This is a genomic window from Xanthomonas sp. DAR 35659 (assembly GCF_041242975.1).
Classification (GTDB): Bacteria; Pseudomonadota; Gammaproteobacteria; order Xanthomonadales; family Xanthomonadaceae; genus Xanthomonas_A; species Xanthomonas_A medicagonis.
Window position 1 is genome coordinate 3,982,060 of the sequence record NZ_CP162488.1, and the last position, 22,111, is coordinate 4,004,170.

Below are 22,111 nucleotides of genomic sequence, written 5' to 3' on the forward strand. Positions count from 1 at the left end.
ATCCAGCCGGCTCTCCGCAAGCCTCTTGCGGGAGGGCGACGTCAGGGCACATCCAATCGCGCGCCCACACCGTCTATACGCCGCGTGCAGCGTCTCGGATACGAGCGGCATCGACGCAGGCAACGCGCCCACGTAGACTTCCGCGGCAATGAAGCATGCTCCGTATGCGCAAGTGCAGGCCACCTGGCCACGGCAGGGCCGCCACATCCTGGCCCACTTCGACGCCACCTCGATCGACGTCTACCAGGCGTATCGCCCCTCGATCGCGCAGTACGCGGTCGCGCAGCAGCGCTTCGGCGGCGAGTTCAGCTACACGCGGATGAGCTGGATCAAGCCGAACTTCCTGTGGATGATGTACCGGTCCGGTTGGGCGCAGAAGGAGGGACAGGAACGGATCCTGGCGATCCGCCTGCCGCGCGCCTTCTTCGACGACCTGCTGCGCAACGCGGTGCCCTCCACGTTCGACCCGGCGCGCTTCTCCAGCCGCGATGCATGGCAGGAAGCGGTCCAGCATTCCGACGTGCGCCTGCAGTGGGACCCCGACCATGCCCCCGACGGCGGCGCGCTGTCGCGTCGGGCGCTGCAGTTGGGCCTGCGCGGCGAGGCGCTGCGCCGATACGGCGAACAACAGGCCATCTCGATCACCGACATCACCGACTTCGTGCACGCCCAAGCCGTCAACCTGCGCCATGGCGAGGCGGCGCTGCGCGTGCCGGAAGAACGGATCTATCTGCCGGAAGCGAGCGCGGCGCAAGCGGTCGGCCTCGACGGCTGAGGCATCGGCCCTCGTCGTGACGGCGCACGCCATGCGCGCTGCGCGCATGCACGCGGCGCAGCGTCCGAACTGCATCGTCGCGCAGCTGCTGCACGGTCCCGGCATGCGCCTGGGCATACTGTCGGCCACACGCCTGCCGCAGGAAGCCGATGTCCTCCACCTCACTTCGCACATTGCTCGCACCTTGGGGCGAATTGCGCTCGCAACCGGCGTCCGACTGGCAAGGACCGCTGCCGCTGCCACAGGCGCTCGCCGATTTCTATGCGCAGGTGGGGCCGTGGGGCGAAACCCGCCACGCGCAGGTCGGCCCGACCGGCCTGTCGCTGGAGATCGGCGGCAACCCGGTCGACATTCCGCCATTGCACAAGCTCTGGCCGCTGCAGGCCGGCTATCGCTGGAACGCGGTCGACGGCAAGCGGCTGGCGGACTGGCCGGAGCACTGGCTGGTGATCGCGGACCAGGGCGCGGACCCGTTCATCCTGGACACCGCCAGCGGCGACGTCCTGTTCGCGTTCCACGGTGCGGGCGCATGGCAACCCCATCGGCTGGCGGCCACGCTGGAAACCGCGTTCGGCGGCCTGGCGACCATGGCCAACACCATGGCCGAACTCGGCGACCACGCGTTCGACGACAGCGACGAACTGCTCGACACGGCACGCAACGCGGTCGCCGCGTCCCTGGCGGCATACCTGGGCAGTGCGGCCGAGGCCGCACACTTCCTGGATGCGCTGGAGTGGTACCAGACCTGAGCCAAATCGGCTTGGCCTAGTGCGACACGGCCGCATGCGACGCAGGACACTTCGAGCAGTGGCCACAGCGCTTGCGCGCCGTTCGCGCGACCGCCGAAGACCTGAAGCGCGCATCGCGCTTCCTGCAGCGCTTGCAGGAGCGGCCTCAAAGCACCTCTAACAACCGATCAAAATTTTGGGGGGCTAATTCGAAGTGCGCTTCAGCCGCGACAGGCGCCATCGCTGCCTGTCGCGGCTGAAGCCACTCCTGCAGGGCCAAGACGACCCGCTACCCTGGCAGCACTTCCGCCAGGAACGGCGCGGTGCGACTGCCCGCATGCCGCGCCACCGCCTCCGGCACGCCCGAGACGACCACCGCCCCGCCTTCGTCGCCGGCACCCGGCCCCATGTCGACGATCCAGTCGCTGGCCGCGGCCACGCGCATGTCGTGCTCCACCGCCACCACGCTGTTGCCCGCCTCCACCAGTCCGTGCAACTGACGCAGCAGCGTGTCCACGTCGGCCGGATGTAGGCCGGTGGTGGGCTCGTCCAGCACGTACACCGTGTCGCGGCGTTGCGCGCGCTGCAGTTCGGTGGCCAGCTTGATGCGCTGCGCCTCGCCGCCGGACAGCTCGGTGGCCGGCTGGCCCAGCCGCAGATAGCCCAGGCCCACTTCGCCCAACACCTGCAATGGCCGCGCGATCGCCGCATCGTCGGCGAAGAACGCCGCCGCCTGCGCCACGGTCATGCGCAGCACCTGCGCGATGTTCTGCCCGCGCAGTTCGATCTCCAGCGTCTTGGCGTTGTAGCGCGCGCCGTGGCAGGTCGGGCACGGCGCGTACACGCTGGGCATGAACAACAACTCCACGCACACCGCACCCTCGCCCTCGCAGGTGGCGCAGCGGCCCTTGGCCACGTTGAACGAGAAGCGCCCGGCGTCGTACTTGCGCTTGCGCGCCGCCGGCGTCGCCGCGAAGCGCTTGCGCACGTGGTCGAACAGGCCGGTGTAGGTGGCCAGATTGGAGCGCGGCGTGCGCCCGATCGGCTTCTGGTCCACCTGCACCAGCCGCCGCACGTGCTGCAGGCCATCGGCGATGCGGCCGTCGGTCGCGACCTGCGCGCCGCGTTCCAGCGGATCCACGTCTTCTTCCGGATCGGCATGCGTCTGGCCCAGGTGCGCCGCGAGCAACTCCACCAGCGCCTGGCTGACCAGCGAGGACTTGCCGGAGCCGGACACGCCGGTGACCGTGGTGAACACGCCCAGCGGAATGTCCACGTCCAGCGCGGCCACATTGTTGCGGGTGATGCCGCGCAACTGCAGCCACCCGCGCGGCGTGCGCGGCGCGTGCGCGACCGGCGCCTGCTCGGCGAACAGATAGCGGCGCGTGGACGAGGCGGCGACTTGCGCCAAGCCCGCCGGCGGCCCGCTGTACAGCACCTGCCCACCCTGCTCGCCCGCGCCCGGGCCGACATCGACGATCCAGTCGGCGTGGCGGATCACGTCGATCTCGTGCTCCACCACGAACAGCGAATTGCCCGCGGCCTTGAGCTGGTCCAGCGCCGCCAGCAACGCCTGCGCGTCGGCGGGGTGCAGCCCGGCCGACGGTTCGTCCATCACGTAGACCACGCCGAACAGTTGCGAGCGGATCTGCGTGGCCAGGCGCAGGCGCTGCAGTTCGCCCGGCGACAGCGTCGGCGTGCTGCGCTCCAGGGTGAGGTAGCCCAGCCCGAGTTCCTGCAGGATGCGGATCCGCGCCAGCAAGTCCTCGGCGATGCGTTGCGCGGCGATGGCCTGCTCGGGATGGCGCTTGGCATCGCGCATGCGTCCTTCCGCCGCCGGACGCAGCAGGTCGGCCACTTGCGTGAGCGGACGCTGCGACAGCGCGCCGATGTCCAGCCCGGCGAAGGTCACCGACAGCGCCTCGCGCCGCAGGCGCTTGCCGTCGCAGGTCGGGCATTGCGTGCTGAGCAGGTACTGCGCCACGCGCTTCTTGATCAGCGGGCTCTGCGTGGTGGCGAAGGTGTGCAGCACGTAGCGGCGCGCGCTGCTGAAGGTGCCCATGTAGGCGGGCTCCTGCTTGCGCTTCAACGCGCGCTGCGTCTCGGCGAGGGTGAAACCCGGATACACCGGCACCGTCGGCTGTTCGTCGGTGTAGAGGATCCAGTCGCGGGTCTTCTTCGGCAGCTTCGCCCAGGGCACGTCCACGTCGTGGCCGAGCGTGGTGAGGATGTCGCGCAGATTCTGGCCGTGCCACGCCGGCGGCCACGCGGCGACCGCGCGCTCGCGGATGCTCAGCGTGCGGTCCGGCACCATCGACGCTTCGGTCGCGTCGTAGATGCGGCCCAGGCCGTGGCAGGTGGGACAGGCGCCGGCCGGCGTGTTCGGCGAAAAGCCGTCGGCGTAGATGATGTCCTGCCCCGGCGGATAGTCGCCGGCGCGCGAGTACAGCATGCGCAGCGAATTGGAGATGGTGGTGACGCTGCCCACCGACGAACGCGTGCTCGGCGCGCCGCGGTGCTGCTGCAGCGCCACCGCCGGCGGCAGGCCCTCGATCGCGTCCACGTCCGGCACCCCGGCCTGGTCGATCAGGCGCCGCGCGTACGGCGAGATCGAATCCAGGTAGCGCCGTTGCGCCTCGGCGAACAAGGTGCCGAACGCCAGCGACGACTTGCCCGAGCCGGACACGCCGGTGAACACCACCAGCGCGTCGCGCGGCAGCGCCACGTCCACGTCCTTGAGGTTGTGCTCGCGGGCGCCGCGGACGCGGACGAAGCCTGAATCGATGGAAGCGGGCGACTTGGACATGGCGGGCGATCGGCGAGGCGACGGGCAAGCTTAGCGGGTCGCGCGCGTTCGCCATGTCCACGCGGGCCGCCGCGCGGCGACGCGACCTCCATCCAGTGTAAGGTTGCCACCCGTTCGCCTCCTGGAGCACGACCGCATGGACATCCGCCACCTCGACCCGCACTCGTCCGCCATGCCCGTGCTGGCCGCGTGGTATCACGCGGCATGGGGGCGGGACGCGGGCTTTTCGCTGGAGGACGAACTGCGGCGCCTGCGGCGCGTGCCGGATGCGCGCGGCCTGCCGCATGTGCTGGCGGCGTTCGAGGGCGAGCAACCGGTGGCCGCCGCGCAATTGAAGTACCAGGAAATGGATGCGTTTCCGCAATACCCCTACTGGCTGGGCGGCGTGTTCGTGGCCGAGCCGTATCGCGGCCGCGGACTGGCCGGCCGCGTGATCGCGCACGCGCTGGACGCGGCCGCGGCCCTGGGCCTGGATGCGCTGCACCTGCAGACCGAGGCGATGGACGGCGGCCTGTACGCACGGCTGGGCTGGCAGCCCGTCACCGAGGCCGACGCGCACGGCACCCGTGTCCTGGTGATGGTGCGCCGCGTCGGCTAAGCGGGCCGGCGTGCGCGCCAGCGCACGTGGTGGACCAGAGCGCGGCGCTAGGCGACGCGCTACGCCGACGCAGCACAGGGCGGCGCCGGAACGCACCGCGCAGCGCGTCCTACACGTAGCGCGGGATCGGCCCCAACTGCGGCGTCTGGTCGGGCAGTTCCACCTGCGTTTCGTCCACGTAGCACCAGCCCCAGCCTTCGGGCGGATCGTAGCCCTCGATGATCGGGTGTGCGGTGGCGTGGAAGTGCTTGCTGGCGTGGCGGTGGGGCGAATCGTCGCAGCAGCCGACATGGCCGCAGCTGCGGCACAGGCGCAGGTGCACCCACGGGCTGCCGATCCTGAGGCACTCCTCGCACCCGCGCGCGCTCGGGTTGACCTCGGCGATGCTGGAAAGATGCGTACACCGTGCGCTCATGCGCTGGCCCTCTCGTTGGCGGCGGGCGCACTGCGCCGCGCCAGGAACTGATGGATCTGCGCGACCACCGCGGCGCCCTCGCCCACCGCCGCGGCCACGCGCTTGACCGAACCGGCGCGTACGTCGCCGATCGCGAACACGCCCGGCCGGTCGGTCTCCAGCGGCAGCGCCGGCACCTGCCCGAGCGCCGGCTCGGCGCCGGTGACGACGAAGCCGGCGTGGTCCAGGCGCACGCAGCCGTCCACCCAGCCACTGTTGGGGTCGGCGCCGACGAACAGGAACAGATGGCGCAGGTTGCAGCGGTGGGTCGCGCCGGTGGCGCGGTCGCGGAACTCCGCGCTGGCCAGGCGCTGCGACGCATCGGCCTGCAGCGACACCACCTCGGTGCCGGTATGCAATTCGACGTTCGGCAGCGCGGCGATGCGCTCGATCAGGTAGCGCGACATCGACGCTTCCAGCCCGGGTCCGCGCACGATCAGGTGCAGACGCTTGACCTTCGGCGCCAGGAACACCACCGCCTGGCCCGCGGAATTGCCGCCGCCGACCAGGGCCACCTCCTCGCCCTCGCACAACCGCGCCTCCACCGGCGAGGCCCAGTACGACACGCCGTTACCCTCGAACGCGGCCAGGTTGGCGATGTCCGGGCGGCGGTAACGCGCGCCGGAGGCGATCACCACGGTGCGCGCCTGCACGCGCAGGCCGTCGCGCATTTGCAGTTGCAGCGGCGCGGCGCTGCACTCCTCGGCGGTGGCCGCATCGCAGTGCAGATGGCTCACTTCCAGCGGCAACGCCAGTTCCGCGCCGAACTTCAGCGCCTGGTTGTAGGCGCGCCCGGCCAGGGCCTGGCCGGAGATGCCGGTGGGAAAGCCCAGGTAGTTCTCGATCCGCGCCGAGGCGCCGGCCTGGCCGCCGATCGCGCGCTGGTCCAGCACCAGCACCGACAGTCCTTCGGAGGCGGCGTACACCGCGGTCGCCAGCCCGGCCGGGCCGGCGCCGACGATGGCCACGTCGTAGCGCTTGCGCGGATCCAGCTCCGGAATCATGCCCAGGCAATGCGCGGCCTCGGCATCGCCGGGACGCCGCAGCACTTCGCCGCTGGGGCAGACCATCAGCGGCAGTTCGTCGTGGCGGATGCCCAGGCGTTCGACCAGCGCGCGGCCCTCGTCGTCGTTGGCCGCGTCCAGGAACGTGTTGGGATAGCCGTTGCGGGTCAGGAAGCCCTGCAACCGGGTCAGGCGCGCCTCGCCCGGTTCGCCGATCAGCACCGAACCGGCGGTGTCGCCCTCGATCAGGCCGACCCGGCGCAGGATCAGCGCGCGCATCACGATCTCGCCGACATCGGCCGAGCTGATCATCAGCGAACGCAGATGCGCCGCATCGAACGGCACCGCGACACAGCCCTCCGCGCCGGCACGGCCTCCGGCCAGCGAAGCGCGCCCGGCCAACTGGCTGACCTCGCCGGTGAACTGCCCGGCGGTGTGTTCGGTGACCGGCTTCTCGTGGCCCAGGCCATCGCGGCGCACCACCGCGATCGAGCCCTGCACCACCAGCCACACCGGCGCCGGATGATCGCCGACCGCGAACACCTCCTCGCCCGGAGCGAAGCTGCGCGGCGCGCCGCTGGCGAAACGGCGCGCGGTCTCCATCTGCGTCGGGTCCAGCTCCGGGAACATCTGATGGCGACGGGTATCGGCCAGGCTCATCGGCATCCTTTGGGCATCGGGCGGCGCGCACAGCATGCGATGCAGGGGCGGCCCCGGCAATCACCCATTTTGGGAAGGCGCTCCCGCTGCCGCGGCGTGCTCTTGTGTTCGCGCGGCGATGCCCCATCCAGGTGGTGCGAGGTTTCCGCCGGCGTTCGACCGGCCCCATCGCCCACAAGGAATCGCCCCATGTCCGTCTCGATGTATCGCCTTACCGTCCCGGTGTTCCTGCGCGGTCTGGGCGTGCTGCACCATTACGTGGCGTTGGCCGAGCGCCATGCGCAGGACACTGGTCTGGACCCGCAGGCCCTGATCGACGCGCGCCTGGCGCCGGACATGCTCGGCTTCGCCGGGCAGATCCAACGCGCTTCGGACACGGCGAAGAACACCATCGGTCGCCTCAGCGACATCGCGCCGCCCCGCATGCCCGACGACGAAACCACCCTCGCGCAGTTGCGCGAGCGTATCGCCGCCACCCAGCGCTTCCTGCACGGCGTGGACGCCACGGCCCTGGACGGCGCGCAGGAACGCGCGGTCTCGCTGAGCGCAGGCAAGCTGAAGGCCGAGTTCAACGGCAGCGACTATGTGCTGACCTTCGCCTTGCCGAACTTCTTCTTCCATGTCGCCACCGCGCACGCGATCCTGCGCCAACAGGGCGTGGCGGTGGGCAAGCTCGACTACCTGGGACCGTTCGACACGGTATCCACCGAGACGACCTAAGCCCCTCTCCCACCGGGAGAGGGGTTGGGGTGAGGGTCCGGCGCGAAAGCGACGCGCGGAGTCTGGGTGCGCGAGGCTGCGCCCGTACCCTCATCCGCCCCTGCGGGGGCACCTTCTCCCGACGGGAGAAGGAACAGCGCTAGCCCCTCTCCCACCGGGAGAGGGGTTGGGGTGAGGGTCCGGCGCGAAAGCGACGCGCGGAGTCTGGGTGCGCGAGGCTGCGCCCGTACCCTCATCCGCCCCTGCGGGGCTCCTTCTCCCGATGGGAGAAGGGAACAGCCAGCGCGGAGTAAAGGCTATCGCTGTCGATAGCCCATCAGGAACAACTACGCCAACGACGGCGCAGCAATTCTCCCTGCCGAATCAGCATCAAACGCCACATCCGCCAACGCATGCATCCGCGCCACCGCCGCCGCGAACGGACGCAGCACCGCGACACCGCGCCCGGCGAAGACCGCATGCAGCGCCGCGTAGTACCACAAGGTGCCGTCCCGCCCAGCGGTGAAGCGCTCGAACACCTCCACGCCCACCTCCGGATCCTCCAGGTCGGCAACAATGCTGCGCGCGTTGTACAGCTTGTCGCAGGCCGACACCAACAGCACCGCGTCCGGCGCCTGGCCCAGATGCACCAGATAGGCCTGCTTGCGGATGCGCCAGTCGCGGCGCTTGGCCGGCACGTCGTCCTGCGCCGCCTTGTGCTCGGCACTGGCGTCGGTGCAGGCCATCACGATCGCCGCCACCGCATCGCCGAACTGCGCGCGGATCACCGCCTCGTGCCCGGCGCCGCAGTCCTCGACCACGTCGTGCAACAAGGCCGCGATCGCCTGGTCCTCGTCGCCCCCGGCCTCCAGCACCAGCGTGGACACGCCCAGCACATGGCTGAAATACGGCACCGTGCCGCCCTTGCGGAACTGGCCGGCATGGGCGATGCGCGCGTAGTCCACGGCGCGCGCGTAACGTTCGGTGAGAGCGGTCATGCGGGCTTCCTGACGGGACAAGCCCGCATTATCGCCAAATCCGCGCGCCACTACCGCCGAGCGGTCACCCCGGCCGCACCCGGAACACCACGCTCATCCGCGGCCCCACCGGGCGCGCCGTCTTGGGGATGCCGTGCTCGTGGGTGAGCTGCGAGGCATGGCTCATCGCCAGCAGGCTGCCCGGCGCCAGGTCCAGCGAGAGCGTCCGGCGGTCGCTGGCCTTGGCGCGAATGTTCATGCGCCGAGGCGCCCCCAGCGACACCAGCGCGATGGGATGCGGCGCAACCAGCGTGTGCAGCTTGTCGTTGTGCATCGCCACGCTGTCGCGGCCGTCGCGGTAGAGATTCAGGCCCACCGTGGTGTACGGCGCCGGCAGCCGTGCCTGCACCAGCGCGTGCAGGTCGCGCAGCGGCAAGGCCTCAGGCAGCGCCTGCAAGCCATACGAGGCCAGCAAGCGCGGCACATCCACGACCCGGTCGTACATCGGCCGGCGCAGGCATTGCCAGGCGGCCCTATCGCGCAGCGTCGCGAACCATGCCTGAGCCACGGCCGGATCCAGCAACTGCGGCCAGTAGCGGATACCGCCTTCGGCATCGTCCACCAGGCAGTGCGGGGCAGCGTCGGCGTGAGCGAACAGATCCATGGGCAGAAGATGGGGACGCGGCGGAAGGGGCGCCATCGCACCATCTGAACGGCTCAGCGGCTGCGACAGCGGCACGACCGGACGCGCACCGCGACGAATGCTTACTTTTCCCCTGCGCCGCGTTAACGTTAGGCTTGCCAGCATGCAATACCGGTTTCCGTCCCACTTCAGCACAGGCGATACGCACGCATGAGCGCAGCGCGCACCACGACAGCAGACGTCCCCACCGACCACGCCACCTCCGGCTCCGGCACGAACAACGCGGCACCCGTCGCCCGCGCGCCGACACCGACCGCCACGCTGGCGCGCGGTACACCCCGCGCCTCCAACAGCAACGTGTTTCAGTCGCCGTTGTCCGCCGGCGGCGCGGATGCCGAACAGCGTCTGCGCGCGCAACGCGCTCAACGGCTGGCCCAGGTTGCGGCGATCGGCAGCGTGGCGGCGTTGGCCGCGGTCGCACTGATCGCCTGGCGTCGCGCGCGCCGTTGACACGCACCCCGCCACGGCGTGGCGCTTGTACTGCGCAGCCCCGGAAGCGTCCCGTGCGCCGACGGGATCGGGTTCGTCGCCATGGCAGCAAGCGCCACAGCGACCTTGTCTCCGCAAGAAAGCTTAGATCCCGCGCCCTCCTGCAGATCGGCCGCCACAGCCACGCGCTACAATGAGCGCCTCAGCGCGTCGCAGAAAGCGACACACCTGCCATGCCGCCGCCCCGCAGGAGAGTCCGCATGAAGTCATGGCACGTCACCGTCCGAATCGCAATCCTGCTGCTCACCTCCGCCTGCAGCATGCCCGCCGCCGCGGGCAAGATGCCGATGGCCTCCGATGTGCTGGCCGTCCCCGCCGACGTGCCGACCCACGTGCTGTTCACCTGCGCCGAGGACACCATCGCCCGGTTTTCCGACACCAGCAGTTCCTGGCCCAAGGTCACCCGCAAGGACACCGCCGCCGGCGTCTTGGAGTCCGGCGATTTCCCGGAAAGGAACCGAACCGGCTTCCGCATGCACATCGAGCGCCCGCAAGGCGCCGCGCAGGCAAAGATCACCCTCAAGGGTGCCGGCGCCTACTTCACCGATCTGGGCGTGGACCAGGCGATGCAGGACCTCAAATCGGAACTGGACACCTGCATCGCCAGCCAGCACCTGTAGTTCCGCTCACTTGGGAAGAAGCGCTGCATGCCCACCTACTCCATCGAAGCGCGGTCACTCAGCGTTCTCGGCATTGCCGGGCATGCGTTCTGGGTTCTGCGCGACGAACAGGGCAAGGCCCTGGCCGAACTGCACGGCCTGGCCACCGACCGACAGACCGGCAGGCCGATTCCGATCGGCACCGACGCCCGCAGGCACGCGCTGCGCGCTTGGCACTACGCGCATGACGCCGACTACGCCAGTTCCATCGGCGCCGAGGCCGACAGCACCAGCTACATCCGGCCGAACCAGCCCTCTCGTATCGTAGCCACCGGCGACAAGGACGATATCCTGGCGCGCTGGAATACGGCGGCGCGCGCCGTGCCTGAACTCAACGCCCGGGACCTGGACTACCCCAACTACGGCTTCAAACTGCTCGGTGGCACCATCAACAGTAACTCGACCTTTCGCACCTTCGGCGAACTGATGGGCGTGCCGGTATCTGCCTTATCTCGCAGACTGCAACCGGGCATTGTCAACTGCATGCTGTCGCGTGATCGCATCGAGGCGCTGCGTTACCGCGAGGGAACGGAGGAGGACAGAAAGTGTGTCTGCACACGGGCCAGCGATGCTATCCGCCTAGTCGAAGCGTGCAAGCATGCCATTCCGAGGCAAATCCGCAGCGTCTGAGGTCAGCCTGGACGAGAGGTTTATCGCAGCCGAAAATCGGTCATGGCGCATCATGATCGGCGCCATCGCCCTGGGCCTGATAGGGGGACTGCCGCTGCGCCGGCCACGACACCTCGCGCAGCACCATGTCCAACTGTTCCGCGAGCAGTTCCATGCAGACCGCCAGCTCGCCCGCACGCACCTTCGGGGCGGCCTCACGTTCCTCGGCCACGCTGCGTGGCTCTGCCAGTCTTGCGAGGAACTTGATGAACTCGCCCAGCCGCACCAGCCGGAACTGGCTCTCTTCGGGCAGAAAATAGCCCGACATTTCCAGATCGTCCGTTCTGTACTCCGACATCGTCGCCTCTCCTTCCATGAAGTGGCCGTCCGCCGCCATGGCGGACGGGAAGTCGGGAGGCTAGAAACCGCGAACAGCCGGCGGGTTTATTCCCCTTGCGGGTGTTGTATTCACCGCCCTCCCGACGCAGAACGTCGCGTCGGTTGCACCTGCGAAGCATGCAGGCACAAAAAACCCACCGGTTTGTCGGAGGTGGGTACCGCTGTTCGAGGAGTTTCTAGGCTCCGTTTAGTAATTTTGCTACTGGCCGAGTGGCGCGTCAATAGGCTGGAGCGAGTTCGACTCTCACAGGAAGTCAGCGCAAGTAGAGCTGGCGCGACGTTGATCCAAGGCGGCAGCGATCCGCTGCCAGGCAGCACATCCTGACTCGTTGCCTCAGTACACATGGCATCAAGACCGTGAATGAAAAGGCCAAGAACCCAGGAGCAAAACGGAAGACGCGCAAGCCCCGCATCCATGAAAACCCATGCCTCCGATCTAGATCTACAGGCGCCCGCCTACGCAATCCAGCCCATACAATCCCCTTTACCAAAGACTTGGCCAATCGGGGGAACGGCATGACGCCAGAAATCAAGGCAAGGCAGCTCATCGACAGCAAGCTGGAAGCGGCGGGCTGGCTGGTTCAGGACGCCAAGCAGGTCAACCTTGGGGCTGGCAGAGGCGTCGCGGTCCGCGAGTACCCCACCGATAGCGGCCCGGCCGACTACGTCCTGTTTGTTGACCGCGAGTCGGTCGGCGTCATCGAAGCCAAACGTGATGAAGCTGGTGAAAACCTCACAATGCATGAAGCCCAGACCGAGCGCTATGCCAATGCCACCCTGAAATGGCGCAAGAGCAAAGAGCCTCTGCGCTTCCTGTACGAAAGCACCGGCCAGATCATCCACTTCACGGACGGGCGCGATCCCCATCCCCGCGCGCGTGAGCTGTTCCACTTCTTCCAGCCCCAGACCCTCGCAGATTGGGCAGCCGAAGCCGACACCTTGCGCCACCGGCTCGCCGAGCGCATGCCGGCCTTGCCCGAGGAAAACCTTCGCGACTGCCAAGTCAGCGCGGTCACAGGGCTGGAGCGCTCCTTGGCCCAGAACCGGCCGCGCGCACTGGTCCACATGGCAACCGGCGCGGGCAAGACCTTCACCGCCATCACCTCGGTCTACCGCCTGCTCAAGTTCGGCGGGGCCAGGCGTATCCTGTTCCTGGTGGACACGCGCAATCTGGGCAAACAGGCACATCAGGAATTCATGGCCTATACGCCGCCCGATGACGGCCGCAAGTTCACCGAGCTGTACAACGTCCAGCGCCTGACGAGCAGCCAAATCGACCCCCATGCTCAAGTGTGCATCAGCACCATCCAGCGCATGTATTCCATCCTGTCCGAACAACCAATCGACGAATCGGCTGAGGACGTCTCGATGGCTGAACTGCCCTCGGCGATCAAACAGCCAAGGCCGGTCGCGTACAACGCCGCCGTCCCCATCGAGACCTTCGACTTCATCGTCATCGACGAATGCCATCGCAGCATCTACAACCTGTGGAAGCAGGTCCTGGATTACTACGACGCCTTCCTGATCGGCCTGACGGCCACCCCGGACAAGCGCACCTTCGGGTTTTTCAACGAAAACATCGTGGCCGAGTACAGCTACGAGCAATCCGTCGTGGACGGCGTCAACGTCGGTTACGACGTTTACGAGATCGACACCAAGATCACCAAGGCCGGCGCCGAGCTCAAAGCCAAACAGTGGGTGGACCACCGCCATCGCGAGACCCGCAAGAAGCGCTGGGCCGAGACGGATGAAGACGTGGCCTACACCGGCAAGGAGCTCGACCGCTCGGTGGTCAACACCAGTCAGATCCGCAAGGTCGTCCAGGCGATGAAATCCGCGGTAGAGACCAGCATCTTCCCCAACCGCAAGGAAGTCCCCAAGACGCTGATCTTTGCCAAGACCGACAGCCACGCCGACGACATCATCAAGGCTGTCCGGGAGGTCTACGGCCAGGGCAACGCCTTCTGCAAAAAGGTGACCTACAAATCCGATGAAGATCCCGACACTGTCCTGTCCAATTTCCGCAACGACTACCACCCGCGCATCGCCGTCACCGTGGACATGATTGCCACCGGCACCGATGTGAAGCCACTCGAAGTGCTGTTGTTCATGCGCGATGTCCGCAGCAAGGGCTACTACGAGCAGATGAAGGGGCGCGGTGTGCGCAGCCTGGACATGGAATCGCTTAAGAAAGTCAGCAACAGCGTGAACAGCGCCAAGACCCGCTTTGTCCTGATCGACGCGGTGGGCGTGGAGAAGTCCCTCAAGACCGAAACCCGCCCGCTGGAGAAGAAGCCTGGCGTCAGCCTGGACCAGTTGCTCAAGAGCATCGCCGTTGGCGGGCAGGACGAGGACACCGTGCTTAGCCTTGGTAATCGGCTTATACGCCTGAACAAGCAGTTGGATGACAAGGCGCTGACCCGCATCAAGCAGACCGCCAAGGGCGCCAGCCTGTCCGAGCTGGCCCGTGGCCTGGTGAGCGCGGCAAACCCGGACCTGGTCCTGGCCGACGCGTTGGATGCGGCACAGGCAGCGGGCATCACCCGCAGCGCAGAGACGATCACTCCCGAAGAACTGGATGCCGCTCGCGCCAAACGCATCGCCAGCGCCTGTCGCCCCTTCGATGATCCAGCGCTGCGTGAGGAGATTGAATCGGCTCGCCGTAAGCACGAACAGTTGATCGACCATATCAATCTAGATGAGATCACTTTTGCTGGCTACAGCGCACAGGCCAAAGTCCAGGCAAAGGCGACCGTCCAGGCCTTCCAGGATTACCTGCAGCAGCACAAGGATGAGATCGCCGCGTTGGGCTTCTTCTATGCCCAGCCATATCAGCGCCGGCAACTTACTTTCGCCATGATCGAGGAACTGCACGAAGCGCTGGGGCGCCCACCGCTGATGCTGACCACCGATCGGTTGTGGTCCGCTTATGCTCGCATGCAGCCCAGCAAGGTCACGGGCGCCAATGCGCGCCGCCAACTGACGGATCTTGTTTCACTGGTGCGCTTTGCATTGGGACTGGACGATGAACTGCGCCCCTACGCCGATAGCGTGGACAAGCGCTTCCAAGCATGGATTTTCCGGCACAATGCGCGCCGCACCACGTCGTTCACGGCAGAGCAGACCGAATGGCTGCGCTTGATAAAGGATCATATCGCGTCCAGCTGTGCGATCAGTCGCGAAGATTTCGACTACGCCCAACTGGCTGGCAAGGGCGGCTTGCAGAAGGCGTGGAATGTATTTGGTGAGCAGCTCGATGGGCTGCTTGATGAAATGAATGAGGAGTTGGTGGCGTAAGCCATTTCTTTTATGGCACTGACTAAAAGCATCGCAGAGATCATCTCCGAAGACACATCAGGTTTACTTGGTATACATCCAACGTGGTCTCGCGTGCGATTGGCCGAAATTGCCAGCGTGCTCAATGGATTCCCATTCGAGTCCGTATTTTTCACAGGCACAACCGGCATCCCTTTAATTCGTATCCGCAACATTTCAGAGGGAAAAACACAGACCCGTTATAACGGCCCATATGAGAACAGGTTCATCGTGAATACGGGAGACCTTTTGATCGGCATGGATGGCGATTTCCACGCAACCTGCTGGAAGGGCGAACAAGCTCTTCTAAATCAACGCGTTTGTAAAATCACCCCAAATGAAAATTTTTATCACCCAAAGCTTATCGAATACGCACTACCTGGCTATTTAAATGCAATTAATGCCGCGACGTCATCGATTACGGTAAAGCATTTATCGTCAAAAAGCATCGAGGAAATTGACCTCCCACTACCTCCGATAGGCGAACAAACCCGGATCGCCGGAAAGCTTGAAGAACTATTGTCCGACCTCGATGCCGGCGTAGCCGAACTGAAGGCAGCGCAGCGCAAACTGGTGCGTTACCGCCAGTCACTACTGAAGGCCGCCGTGGAAGGCACCCTCACCGCCGACTGGCGTGCTGCGCGCGCGCAAACCGGCGAACCACAAGAAACTGGCGCCGAGCTACTGCAACGCATCCTCAGCGAACGCCGCGCTCGCTGGGAAGCCAAGCAACTCGCCAAGTTTGCCAAACAAGGAAAGAACCCACCCAAAGGCTGGCAAGACAAATACCCTGCCCCAGTCCTACCAAAGGCGGTCGGCCTCCACGCCCTGCCAGTCGGTTGGGCGTGGGCAAGCTTGGACATGATTGGGGAGATTGCATCGGGCGTAGCCAAGGGCACAAAGCGTTCGTCCGCGACCATCACGCGCGAAGTCCCATACTTGCGGGTAGCAAATGTCCAACGTGGCTACCTCGACCTCACGCAGATCAAAACCATTGCAGCTACAGAGGCTGACATCGAGGAACTTCGTCTTCAGCCTGGGGACGTTCTTTTCAACGAAGGCGGAGATCTCGACAAACTTGGACGCGGGTGGGTTTGGCAAGGCGAATTGAAAGAATGCATCCATCAGAATCATGTCTTCCGCGTTCGTCCGTACCTGTCCGGAACACCGTCCGAACTGATCTCGCATCATGGCAACACATTCGGAAAAGACTGGTTCAAGACCGCCGGCAAGCAAACCACGAATCTGGCATCGATCAACATGAAAATGTTGCGCGAGTTTCCTATCCCCGTCGCAGCAGAACTGGAAGGGCGAAAGATTCTTGAGATACTGTCGCCCATGCTTGATATCCTGGCCGCCCAGGAAAAGAGCATAGAACTTGGCTTAAAGCAGGCAGCTGCTCAACGCAAAAACATCCTCAAAGCCGCGTTCACAGGTCAGCTCGTCTCCCAAGATCCAAACGACGAACCCGCCAGCGTACTACTGGAGCGTATCCGCGCAGCGCGCGTCGCAGCCGGTGCGAAGCGAACAGGCAAAACTGCGCGAAAGACCAAGGAATGCACATGAGCGACAGCCAGGGCGAACTGATCCTGTACCGGACAGAGGACGGTCAAGCTGACATCCAGCTACGCGCGGTGGACGGTACAGTGTGGCTGAACCAAGCCCAGATTGCTGAGCTGTTCAACACCACCAAGCAGAACGTCAGCCTGCATATCCGCAATGTGCTGGACGAGGGGGAATTGACCGCCGAGGCAACTGTCAAGGAATCCTTGACAGTTCAAACCGAGGGCAAGCGCCAGGTCAGCCGTGCGGTTCAGACCTATCGCCTGGAGATGATCCTGGCGGTTGGCTACCGGGTGCGCTCTCCGCGCGGCGCCCAGTTCCGACGCTGGGCCAGCACGGTGCTGGCTGAGTACCTTGTGAAAGGCTTCGCCATGAACGATGCCCGCTTGAAGGATGCCGAGCGGGTCGATTACTTCGAGGAACTACTGGCGCGAATCCGCGATATCCGCAGCTCGGAGAAGCGCTTCTACCAGAAGTTGCGCGACCTATTCAAGGAAAGCAGCAGCGATTACGACGGCACGGCACAGATGGCCAAGACCTTCTTTGCCACCATCCAGAACAAACTGGTTTTTGCCATCACCGGCAAGACGGCCGCCGACCTGATCGTGAGCCGCGCCAATGCCGAGGCGGAGAACATGGGCCTGACCAACTGGCCGACTCCGCGCATCCGCAAGGCCGACGCCATGGTGTCCAAGAACTACCTGCACGCCGACGAGCTGGACCAACTCAACCGGCTGGTGACGCGGTTCCTGGACTTTGCCGAGGACCGTGCGCTGCGCCGCATGGAAACCCGCATGGCCGACTGGATTGCACAGACCGACCGCTTCCTGGCATTTGACGAGCGCCCGGTCCTGAGCAATGCGGGCCAGATTTCCCACGACCAGATGGAATCGGTCATTGGCGAACGGTTCACTGCTTTCGACAACCGCCGGCGCGACGCAGAGCGGCTTGCCGCCGAACAAGAGGCCGCCGCCGACTTGGCACAACTTGAATCCAAAGCGGCAAAGCTGCTTCCAGGAAAAAGAAATAAAGGCAAGAAGAACTGATGAACAGCAACACTCTGGTCCAGAAGCTTTGGAATTTCTGTAACACACTGCGCGATGATGGCGTTGGCTATGGCGATTACCTGGAACAGCTGACGTATCTGCTATTCCTGAAACTCGCCCACGAATACTCGCTTCCGCCCCACAGCCGCGACACCCACATCCCGCGTAGCTGCAACTGGAACAGCCTAAGGAAGCTGACCGGCCCGACGCTAGAAGGACACTACATCAAGGTGCTGCACAAACTGGGCGAAGAGCCCGGAATGTTAGGCGCCATCTTTTTCAAAGCTCAGAATAAGATTCAGGACCCAGCCAAGCTAGCGCGCTTGGTACAGATGATCGATGCGCAGGAGTGGCTGAGCCTGGACATCGACGTTAAGGGCGAGCTGTACGAAGGCTTGCTGCAGAAGAACGCCGAAGACACCAAAAGCGGCGCCGGCCAGTACTTCACGCCGCGCCCGCTGATCCAGGCGATGGTGGAATGCGTACAGCCCGAGCCCAAGAAGACCGTTGCGGATCCGGCCTGTGGCACAGGCGGCTTCTTCCTAGGCGTGCACGAATGGCTGACCCGTCCCGGCAGTCGTCTGAACCCATCGCAGGGCAAATTTCTGCGGCACAATACATTTCACGGCAATGAGATCGTGGCGGGCACTCGGCGTATGTGCCTGATGAACCTGTTCTTGCACAACATCGGCGAGTTGGACGGGATTCCCGCTGTTGAACGCTCCGATGCGCTGGTGAGCGAGCCTTCGCAGCTGTTCGATTATGTGCTGGCTAATCCACCATTTGGCAAGAAGAGCAGCATGACGATCACCAGTGAAGACGGTGAGGAAGATCGTGATGCTTTGACGTACGAACGGCAGGGCTTCTGGCAGACCACGTCCAACAAACAGCTGAATTTCCTGCAGCACATTGTTTCGATGCTCAAGGCGACGGGGCAAGCAGCGGTGGTGCTACCGGACAATGTCCTATTCGAAGGGGGAGCGGGCGAGAAGATCCGCCGGAAGCTGCTGCAGAGCTGCGATGTTCACACGCTGCTTCGTCTTCCAACGGGCATTTTTTATGCGCAGGGCGTCAAGGCGAACGTACTGTTCTTCGACAACAAACCCAAGGACGGCAAGGTTCACACCAAAGGAGTGTGGATCTATGACCTGCGCACCAACAAGCATTTCACCTTGAAAACGCGCCAGCTCAAGCGCGAGGACCTTCAAGATTTCGTCGATTGCTACAACCCCACTAACCGGCATGCGCGCAAGGAATCAGAGCGCTTCAGGTACTTCGACTACGAAACGTTGACCAAGCGCGACAAGGCCAGCCTGGACATTTTCTGGTTGAAGGACGAAAGCTTGGACAACCTTGATGATCTGCCACCGCCGGATGTTCTGGCACTCGAGATCATCGACCACCTGGAAGCGGCGCTGCTGTCTTTCCGTGAAGTCAGTGCAGCACTCCCTCGATCAAGCGCCGAGTAGTTATCGACAGTTGGTATAAAGAGGCCCCGTTTTCGCGGGGCCTTTTCTGTTGCTGCTGTTGTCTGAAACTCAGCCCTTAGGCGCCTTCAACCAAGCCTCAATCCAAGAAAGCATTAGACGCGCAGTTTGACTCGGGTCTGGATGCAACAAGTCGCCTGGCAGAGCCCGCCACTCACTCATCCCCAGCAAGAAACCACACCGGCTTGAGCGGCATGCGGGTGCGGGCGACGTCGTCGAGCTGGGCGTAGTGCGCGGTCCACAGACCCAACAGCTTGCGCGCATCGATCAGGTTGATGCGGCGATGCGACTGCCGCGCCTCGTAGTCCGCATCATTGGTAAAGCCGGACAGGGCCACGAACAGGCCCACGTCGCCCTCGCCGAGTACGGCCATGAAGCTGCGAAGGTCCCTCACGTCGATGCGCGGGGAGTTGGCGTTGCGCTTGACCTGCACTTTGATGCGCGGCGGCCGGGTGCCGAGCGGGTCGTTGTAGGCGATGATGTCGGTGCCGCCGTCCTTGCCGGGCGGGGCGATCCAGGCCACGTGGTAGCCCATCGCTTTCAGCAGCGAGCCGACGAGTTCCTGGAACTCGTAAGGCGGCATGGCCGCCAGATACGCCTCGATCTCGGCCCACGCCCTCTCCTCGGCTTCTTCCAGGGTGATGGTGGCCGAGCTCTCGCCGAGTTCTTCCTCGCCCTCGTCGTCCTCCACCGGGTCCGGCTGGGCGCTCTTCCATTTGCGGTAGAGCTGGCCGACCGCGCGAGTGAACTGTTCCGGGTCGGGATAGGCCTGCAAGGCGGCTTCGCCCTCGGGCGTCAGCGTCCAGATGCCCTTGTCCTTGACCATCCAACCAGCCTTCACCGGCGCCACGGTACTGAAGCGCACGATCTTCTCGAAACGGCGGCCGCCGGTCTCGTAGTTCCCTTCCTCGTACTCGGTCAACGTGGCCTGCTTCGCCAACAGCTCCAACGCGTCACTGGCCCGCATTCCCTCTGGCTGCGTTTTGAGGATCTGGAACAGCATGCGGATCAGCTCGCCTTTGCGGCGCTTGGTGATGTTGGCCATCGGCTTTCCATGTCTCCGGTGTCTTTGGTGCGGGACGCATGCTCAATGATAGCCGCCTTCACGCTTGGCTTACCGCCAGACTCGCGGGTTTAGCCCTTGCGTGCCGCGTCCAACCGAGACTGCAACGCCGCCAACACGTTCTTTGCCTCGACATAGCCGCCAGATCGACGGGCCTTGGCACGGGACGCCAACCCACGCGCGACGAACGCTTCCTGCTGCTGACGCGGTGACATCTCGCCAAGCACGGACTGCTCGGCGAAGCTCGTGGCAGCTTCGCCTTCATGGGACACCGCCTGGGACGCTCCGCACACCGCGGGATCGCGCTTACACCAGGGATGGGAAGCGGACGTCATGGCGCTCGCCCGCATCGGCAGAAAGAGCCGCGCACTTGCATCCCACCGAGACCAGCACCATGGCGCATCAGCCCATCCCGCGTTGCCTAGCCCCCTGCTCTTGCGCAAGCGCTTGCTCCTGTGCCTGACTCTGCGCCAGCGTGCGGGCATCGAGCGCTTGCAGCTGGGCCAGCGACTGTTCCACTGGCGTGTTGACCGCCACGTCGGTGGGCATGCCGGCACGCAAATGCGCCGGATTGCTCGGCTCGCCCTGCACGACGAACACGGTTGCGCCTGCAGCGGCACGCGGCGTCTGCTCGCTCAGCTGCACACGATCGATGCGCTCCAGCCCGTGCTCCTTCGCCAATTGCGCGAGGCTGGCGCCCATGCGCTCCATGTGTTCGTGGCTGAACCTGTCCAAGCCCGCATTCAACTGCCCGACCAAGGTGCTAGCTTGCGCATGCAAAGGATGCGGCACCCGTTGCGCAGGTTCGGCGTCTGCCCGTCGATGCGGGTCGTGGGCTGGCTCGGCAGGCCTGCCGTCGGGGCGCCCTGGTTGCTGTGGTGGACGCTGGCCATGCTCTGCCGGTCCAGGCTGCGCGCCTTCCCGAGGATGCCCCTGATCGCGCTGCTGCTCCCGCACCGGACCTGGCGTCGTGCTGGTCAGCACATACTGCCAGCGAGTTTGCGCGGGATTGCCCTGCACCGCGTCGATGAAGCCCTGGTATTCCGTAGGGTGAATTGTTTGGCAGCCTGCGGAATCGGTGCTTCCCTTGGAACCGCGGTGGATCTTGAAGGTATCGTTGAGGTCCTGTACTGCGTTGACGTCGGCTTGGTCGAACCAGCCGTCCGCATTGGTGTCGCGCTGAACCGCGCCGCGGCCTGCAGCGACCGCTGCCTGGCTGGGCCGCAGGGCGTTATCCATGGTACCTGGGCTAATCGGATTCGGATGCTGCCCCATCTGCATCTCGATGGTGACATCACTCAGCCTCCCCAGATCCCGGATGCCATCCGCGTTGACGTCGTCGCCTTCGATCTTTCTTGGTTTCGCGATGCTTTCGTAGCCAGGAGAGGGAGCGAACGTCCGATTTTCCACACCTCCTTCGGCACGGGGCCGATGCCCCGTGTTGCCGGCATGGTGGTCGTACTGCGCTGTCGGCTCCGTGTTTGCTTTCTCGGCGACCTGCACGTGGCGCGTGCCATCGGCGTCCTTCCACAAGACGACGAGACGATCGTTGTAGACCCCAGTTCCGGCTTGCGCCTCGTTGACGTCGGGGGTGGTGGGATCATCCTCGCGAAGCGTCGCGGAATGCCGCCGATCTTGCATTGCGGCAAACGTCGAATTTTCCTGACGTAAGCCCAGCACGACACGTTCGTCGGCACGTGACAATGCATCGTGCGCCGCATCGTTGCCCCGCACCTGCACGATGCTGGCGTAGACATCGTAGGTTTGTGCATCGCTCAACCTGTCCATCTGGGCTTGCGCAGGGAAGCGCGGCTGTGCGGTTGCCGCGGTCTGTAGCCGCTGCAGCGTCGTTGCGGCGGCAGGGTCGGCAGCTCCGTGCAGTTGGGTCGCGATACTGGCGCTCGCGCCCACGCCCACATAGCGATCCAGCGCATCCTGCACGGCCTCTGGCTGGTTCTGCCGACGCTCTTCCAGCAGCGCCAAGGCATCTGCCGATCGATTGGCGTTGAAGAGCGCAGTGATCCGGTCTGCGCTGGACCGAATATCGAGGTCGTTGGATCTGGCCATTGCGATGCTC

General features: G+C 65.0%; 20 protein-coding genes. 11 read left to right on the forward strand and 9 right to left on the reverse strand.

Going from position 1 to position 22,111, the window contains the following annotated elements:
* Positions 1 to 148: 148 nt before the first annotated feature.
* Both AB3X07_RS16630 and AB3X07_RS16635 read left to right on the forward strand, forming a co-directional pair.
* Positions 149 to 775: a DUF4291 domain-containing protein gene (locus tag AB3X07_RS16630; RefSeq protein WP_369939764.1), complete on the forward strand. Its 627-nt coding sequence runs from the start codon at positions 149 to 151 to the stop codon at positions 773 to 775.
* A 149-nt stretch (positions 776 to 924) separates the two neighbouring features.
* Positions 925 to 1,524 (forward strand): hypothetical protein, encoded by a 600-nt coding sequence (locus AB3X07_RS16635; RefSeq protein ID WP_369939765.1) that lies wholly within the window; start codon positions 925 to 927, stop codon positions 1,522 to 1,524.
* Between the two features lie 268 nt (positions 1,525 to 1,792).
* Here AB3X07_RS16635 and AB3X07_RS16640 read toward each other — a convergent pair whose 3' ends face one another.
* A complete protein-coding gene (locus AB3X07_RS16640; RefSeq protein ID WP_369939766.1) occupies positions 1,793 to 4,309 on the reverse strand; it encodes an excinuclease ABC subunit A in 2,517 nt (838 codons plus the stop codon).
* Between the two features lie 136 nt (positions 4,310 to 4,445).
* On the opposite strand from AB3X07_RS16640, the gene AB3X07_RS16645 reads away from it, so the two are divergent.
* Entirely contained in the window at positions 4,446 to 4,907 is a 462-nt protein-coding gene (locus AB3X07_RS16645) for a GNAT family N-acetyltransferase (RefSeq protein ID WP_369939768.1), read from the forward strand.
* Positions 4,908 to 5,016: 109 nt separating this feature from the next.
* On the opposite strand, the gene AB3X07_RS16650 is transcribed toward AB3X07_RS16645, so the two are convergent.
* Together AB3X07_RS16650 and AB3X07_RS16655 are read right to left on the reverse strand one after the other, a co-directional pair.
* Positions 5,017 to 5,322 carry a UBP-type zinc finger domain-containing protein gene (locus AB3X07_RS16650; RefSeq protein ID WP_369939769.1) on the reverse strand — a complete coding sequence of 102 codons (306 nt, stop codon included), beginning with the start codon at positions 5,320 to 5,322 and terminating at the stop codon, positions 5,017 to 5,019.
* Positions 5,319 to 7,025 (reverse strand): FAD-dependent oxidoreductase, encoded by a 1,707-nt coding sequence (locus AB3X07_RS16655; RefSeq protein WP_369939770.1) that lies wholly within the window; start codon positions 7,023 to 7,025, stop codon positions 5,319 to 5,321. The genes AB3X07_RS16650 and AB3X07_RS16655 overlap by 4 nt, the downstream gene beginning before the upstream one ends.
* A gap of 189 nt (positions 7,026 to 7,214) precedes the next feature.
* Between AB3X07_RS16655 and AB3X07_RS16660 the strand changes: the two genes are divergently transcribed.
* The gene (locus tag AB3X07_RS16660) at positions 7,215 to 7,745 is read left to right on the forward strand and encodes a DUF1993 domain-containing protein (protein WP_369939772.1); all 531 of its coding nucleotides are present in this window, start codon (positions 7,215 to 7,217) and stop codon (positions 7,743 to 7,745) included.
* 326 nt (positions 7,746 to 8,071) lie between these two features.
* Here AB3X07_RS16660 and AB3X07_RS16665 read toward each other — a convergent pair whose 3' ends face one another.
* Together AB3X07_RS16665 and AB3X07_RS16670 are read right to left on the reverse strand one after the other, a co-directional pair.
* Positions 8,072 to 8,722, reverse strand: coding sequence for an HD domain-containing protein (locus AB3X07_RS16665; protein WP_369939774.1), 651 nt, complete (start codon positions 8,720 to 8,722; stop codon positions 8,072 to 8,074).
* 64 nt (positions 8,723 to 8,786) lie between these two features.
* Positions 8,787 to 9,365, reverse strand: coding sequence for an alpha-ketoglutarate-dependent dioxygenase AlkB (locus tag AB3X07_RS16670; protein ID WP_369939776.1), 579 nt, complete (start codon positions 9,363 to 9,365; stop codon positions 8,787 to 8,789).
* Between the two features lie 189 nt (positions 9,366 to 9,554).
* Between AB3X07_RS16670 and AB3X07_RS16675 the strand changes: the two genes are divergently transcribed.
* The 3 genes from AB3X07_RS16675 to AB3X07_RS16685 all read left to right on the forward strand — a co-directional run bounded on the left by AB3X07_RS16675 (position 9,555) and on the right by AB3X07_RS16685 (position 11,182).
* Entirely contained in the window at positions 9,555 to 9,854 is a 300-nt protein-coding gene (locus AB3X07_RS16675; protein ID WP_369939778.1) for a hypothetical protein, read from the forward strand.
* Between the two features lie 239 nt (positions 9,855 to 10,093).
* Positions 10,094 to 10,513 (forward strand): hypothetical protein, encoded by a 420-nt coding sequence (locus AB3X07_RS16680; RefSeq protein ID WP_369939780.1) that lies wholly within the window; start codon positions 10,094 to 10,096, stop codon positions 10,511 to 10,513.
* A 27-nt stretch (positions 10,514 to 10,540) separates the two neighbouring features.
* Positions 10,541 to 11,182 (forward strand): hypothetical protein, encoded by a 642-nt coding sequence (locus AB3X07_RS16685; protein ID WP_369939782.1) that lies wholly within the window; start codon positions 10,541 to 10,543, stop codon positions 11,180 to 11,182.
* A gap of 40 nt (positions 11,183 to 11,222) precedes the next feature.
* On the opposite strand, the gene AB3X07_RS16690 is transcribed toward AB3X07_RS16685, so the two are convergent.
* Positions 11,223 to 11,519, reverse strand: coding sequence for an XAC0095 family protein (locus AB3X07_RS16690; protein ID WP_369939784.1), 297 nt, complete (start codon positions 11,517 to 11,519; stop codon positions 11,223 to 11,225).
* A gap of 557 nt (positions 11,520 to 12,076) precedes the next feature.
* Between AB3X07_RS16690 and AB3X07_RS16695 the strand changes: the two genes are divergently transcribed.
* From AB3X07_RS16695 to AB3X07_RS16710, 4 genes are read left to right on the forward strand one after another with little or no spacing between them, the layout of a single operon-like run.
* Positions 12,077 to 14,857, forward strand: a complete 2,781-nt coding sequence (locus tag AB3X07_RS16695) for a type I restriction-modification enzyme R subunit C-terminal domain-containing protein (protein ID WP_369939786.1) — start codon at positions 12,077 to 12,079, stop codon at positions 14,855 to 14,857.
* A 12-nt stretch (positions 14,858 to 14,869) separates the two neighbouring features.
* A complete protein-coding gene (locus tag AB3X07_RS16700) occupies positions 14,870 to 16,441 on the forward strand; it encodes a restriction endonuclease subunit S (RefSeq protein WP_369939788.1) in 1,572 nt (523 codons plus the stop codon).
* Positions 16,438 to 17,484, forward strand: coding sequence for a virulence RhuM family protein (locus tag AB3X07_RS16705; RefSeq protein WP_369939790.1), 1,047 nt, complete (start codon positions 16,438 to 16,440; stop codon positions 17,482 to 17,484). Before AB3X07_RS16700 ends, AB3X07_RS16705 begins: the two co-directional genes overlap by 4 nt.
* Entirely contained in the window at positions 17,484 to 18,953 is a 1,470-nt protein-coding gene (locus tag AB3X07_RS16710; protein ID WP_369939792.1) for a type I restriction-modification system subunit M, read from the forward strand. The genes AB3X07_RS16705 and AB3X07_RS16710 overlap by 1 nt, the downstream gene beginning before the upstream one ends.
* 172 nt (positions 18,954 to 19,125) lie before the next feature.
* Here the strand turns inward: AB3X07_RS16710 and AB3X07_RS16715 are convergent, their stop codons facing one another.
* The 3 genes from AB3X07_RS16715 to AB3X07_RS16725 all read right to left on the reverse strand — a co-directional run bounded on the left by AB3X07_RS16715 (position 19,126) and on the right by AB3X07_RS16725 (position 22,101).
* Positions 19,126 to 20,016 carry a restriction endonuclease gene (locus AB3X07_RS16715; RefSeq protein WP_369939793.1) on the reverse strand — a complete coding sequence of 297 codons (891 nt, stop codon included), beginning with the start codon at positions 20,014 to 20,016 and terminating at the stop codon, positions 19,126 to 19,128.
* Between the two features lie 89 nt (positions 20,017 to 20,105).
* Positions 20,106 to 20,369 (reverse strand): hypothetical protein, encoded by a 264-nt coding sequence (locus AB3X07_RS16720; protein ID WP_369939794.1) that lies wholly within the window; start codon positions 20,367 to 20,369, stop codon positions 20,106 to 20,108.
* Between the two features lie 67 nt (positions 20,370 to 20,436).
* Positions 20,437 to 22,101, reverse strand: a complete 1,665-nt coding sequence (locus AB3X07_RS16725; RefSeq protein ID WP_369939795.1) for an XVIPCD domain-containing protein — start codon at positions 22,099 to 22,101, stop codon at positions 20,437 to 20,439.
* Positions 22,102 to 22,111: the final 10 nt, after the last annotated feature.

What these genes read in the sequence shown, in the direction of transcription:
- AB3X07_RS16630 (WP_369939764.1), top strand. Translation starts at nt 149, where the DNA reads ATGAAGCATGCTCCGTATGCGCAAGTGCAGGCCACCTGGCCACGGCAG.
- AB3X07_RS16635 (WP_369939765.1), top strand. Translation starts at nt 925, where the DNA reads ATGTCCTCCACCTCACTTCGCACATTGCTCGCACCTTGGGGCGAATTG.
- AB3X07_RS16640 (WP_369939766.1), bottom strand. Translation starts at nt 4,309, where the DNA reads ATGTCCAAGTCGCCCGCTTCCATCGATTCAGGCTTCGTCCGCGTCCGC.
- AB3X07_RS16645 (WP_369939768.1), top strand. Translation starts at nt 4,446, where the DNA reads ATGGACATCCGCCACCTCGACCCGCACTCGTCCGCCATGCCCGTGCTG.
- AB3X07_RS16650 (WP_369939769.1), bottom strand. Translation starts at nt 5,322, where the DNA reads ATGAGCGCACGGTGTACGCATCTTTCCAGCATCGCCGAGGTCAACCCG.
- AB3X07_RS16655 (WP_369939770.1), bottom strand. Translation starts at nt 7,025, where the DNA reads ATGAGCCTGGCCGATACCCGTCGCCATCAGATGTTCCCGGAGCTGGAC.
- AB3X07_RS16660 (WP_369939772.1), top strand. Translation starts at nt 7,215, where the DNA reads ATGTCCGTCTCGATGTATCGCCTTACCGTCCCGGTGTTCCTGCGCGGT.
- AB3X07_RS16665 (WP_369939774.1), bottom strand. Translation starts at nt 8,722, where the DNA reads ATGACCGCTCTCACCGAACGTTACGCGCGCGCCGTGGACTACGCGCGC.
- AB3X07_RS16670 (WP_369939776.1), bottom strand. Translation starts at nt 9,365, where the DNA reads ATGGATCTGTTCGCTCACGCCGACGCTGCCCCGCACTGCCTGGTGGAC.
- AB3X07_RS16675 (WP_369939778.1), top strand. Translation starts at nt 9,555, where the DNA reads ATGAGCGCAGCGCGCACCACGACAGCAGACGTCCCCACCGACCACGCC.
- AB3X07_RS16680 (WP_369939780.1), top strand. Translation starts at nt 10,094, where the DNA reads ATGAAGTCATGGCACGTCACCGTCCGAATCGCAATCCTGCTGCTCACC.
- AB3X07_RS16685 (WP_369939782.1), top strand. Translation starts at nt 10,541, where the DNA reads ATGCCCACCTACTCCATCGAAGCGCGGTCACTCAGCGTTCTCGGCATT.
- AB3X07_RS16690 (WP_369939784.1), bottom strand. Translation starts at nt 11,519, where the DNA reads ATGTCGGAGTACAGAACGGACGATCTGGAAATGTCGGGCTATTTTCTG.
- AB3X07_RS16695 (WP_369939786.1), top strand. Translation starts at nt 12,077, where the DNA reads ATGACGCCAGAAATCAAGGCAAGGCAGCTCATCGACAGCAAGCTGGAA.
- AB3X07_RS16700 (WP_369939788.1), top strand. Translation starts at nt 14,870, where the DNA reads ATGGCACTGACTAAAAGCATCGCAGAGATCATCTCCGAAGACACATCA.
- AB3X07_RS16705 (WP_369939790.1), top strand. Translation starts at nt 16,438, where the DNA reads ATGAGCGACAGCCAGGGCGAACTGATCCTGTACCGGACAGAGGACGGT.
- AB3X07_RS16710 (WP_369939792.1), top strand. Translation starts at nt 17,484, where the DNA reads ATGAACAGCAACACTCTGGTCCAGAAGCTTTGGAATTTCTGTAACACA.
- AB3X07_RS16715 (WP_369939793.1), bottom strand. Translation starts at nt 20,016, where the DNA reads ATGGCCAACATCACCAAGCGCCGCAAAGGCGAGCTGATCCGCATGCTG.
- AB3X07_RS16720 (WP_369939794.1), bottom strand. Translation starts at nt 20,369, where the DNA reads ATGACGTCCGCTTCCCATCCCTGGTGTAAGCGCGATCCCGCGGTGTGC.
- AB3X07_RS16725 (WP_369939795.1), bottom strand. Translation starts at nt 22,101, where the DNA reads ATGGCCAGATCCAACGACCTCGATATTCGGTCCAGCGCAGACCGGATC.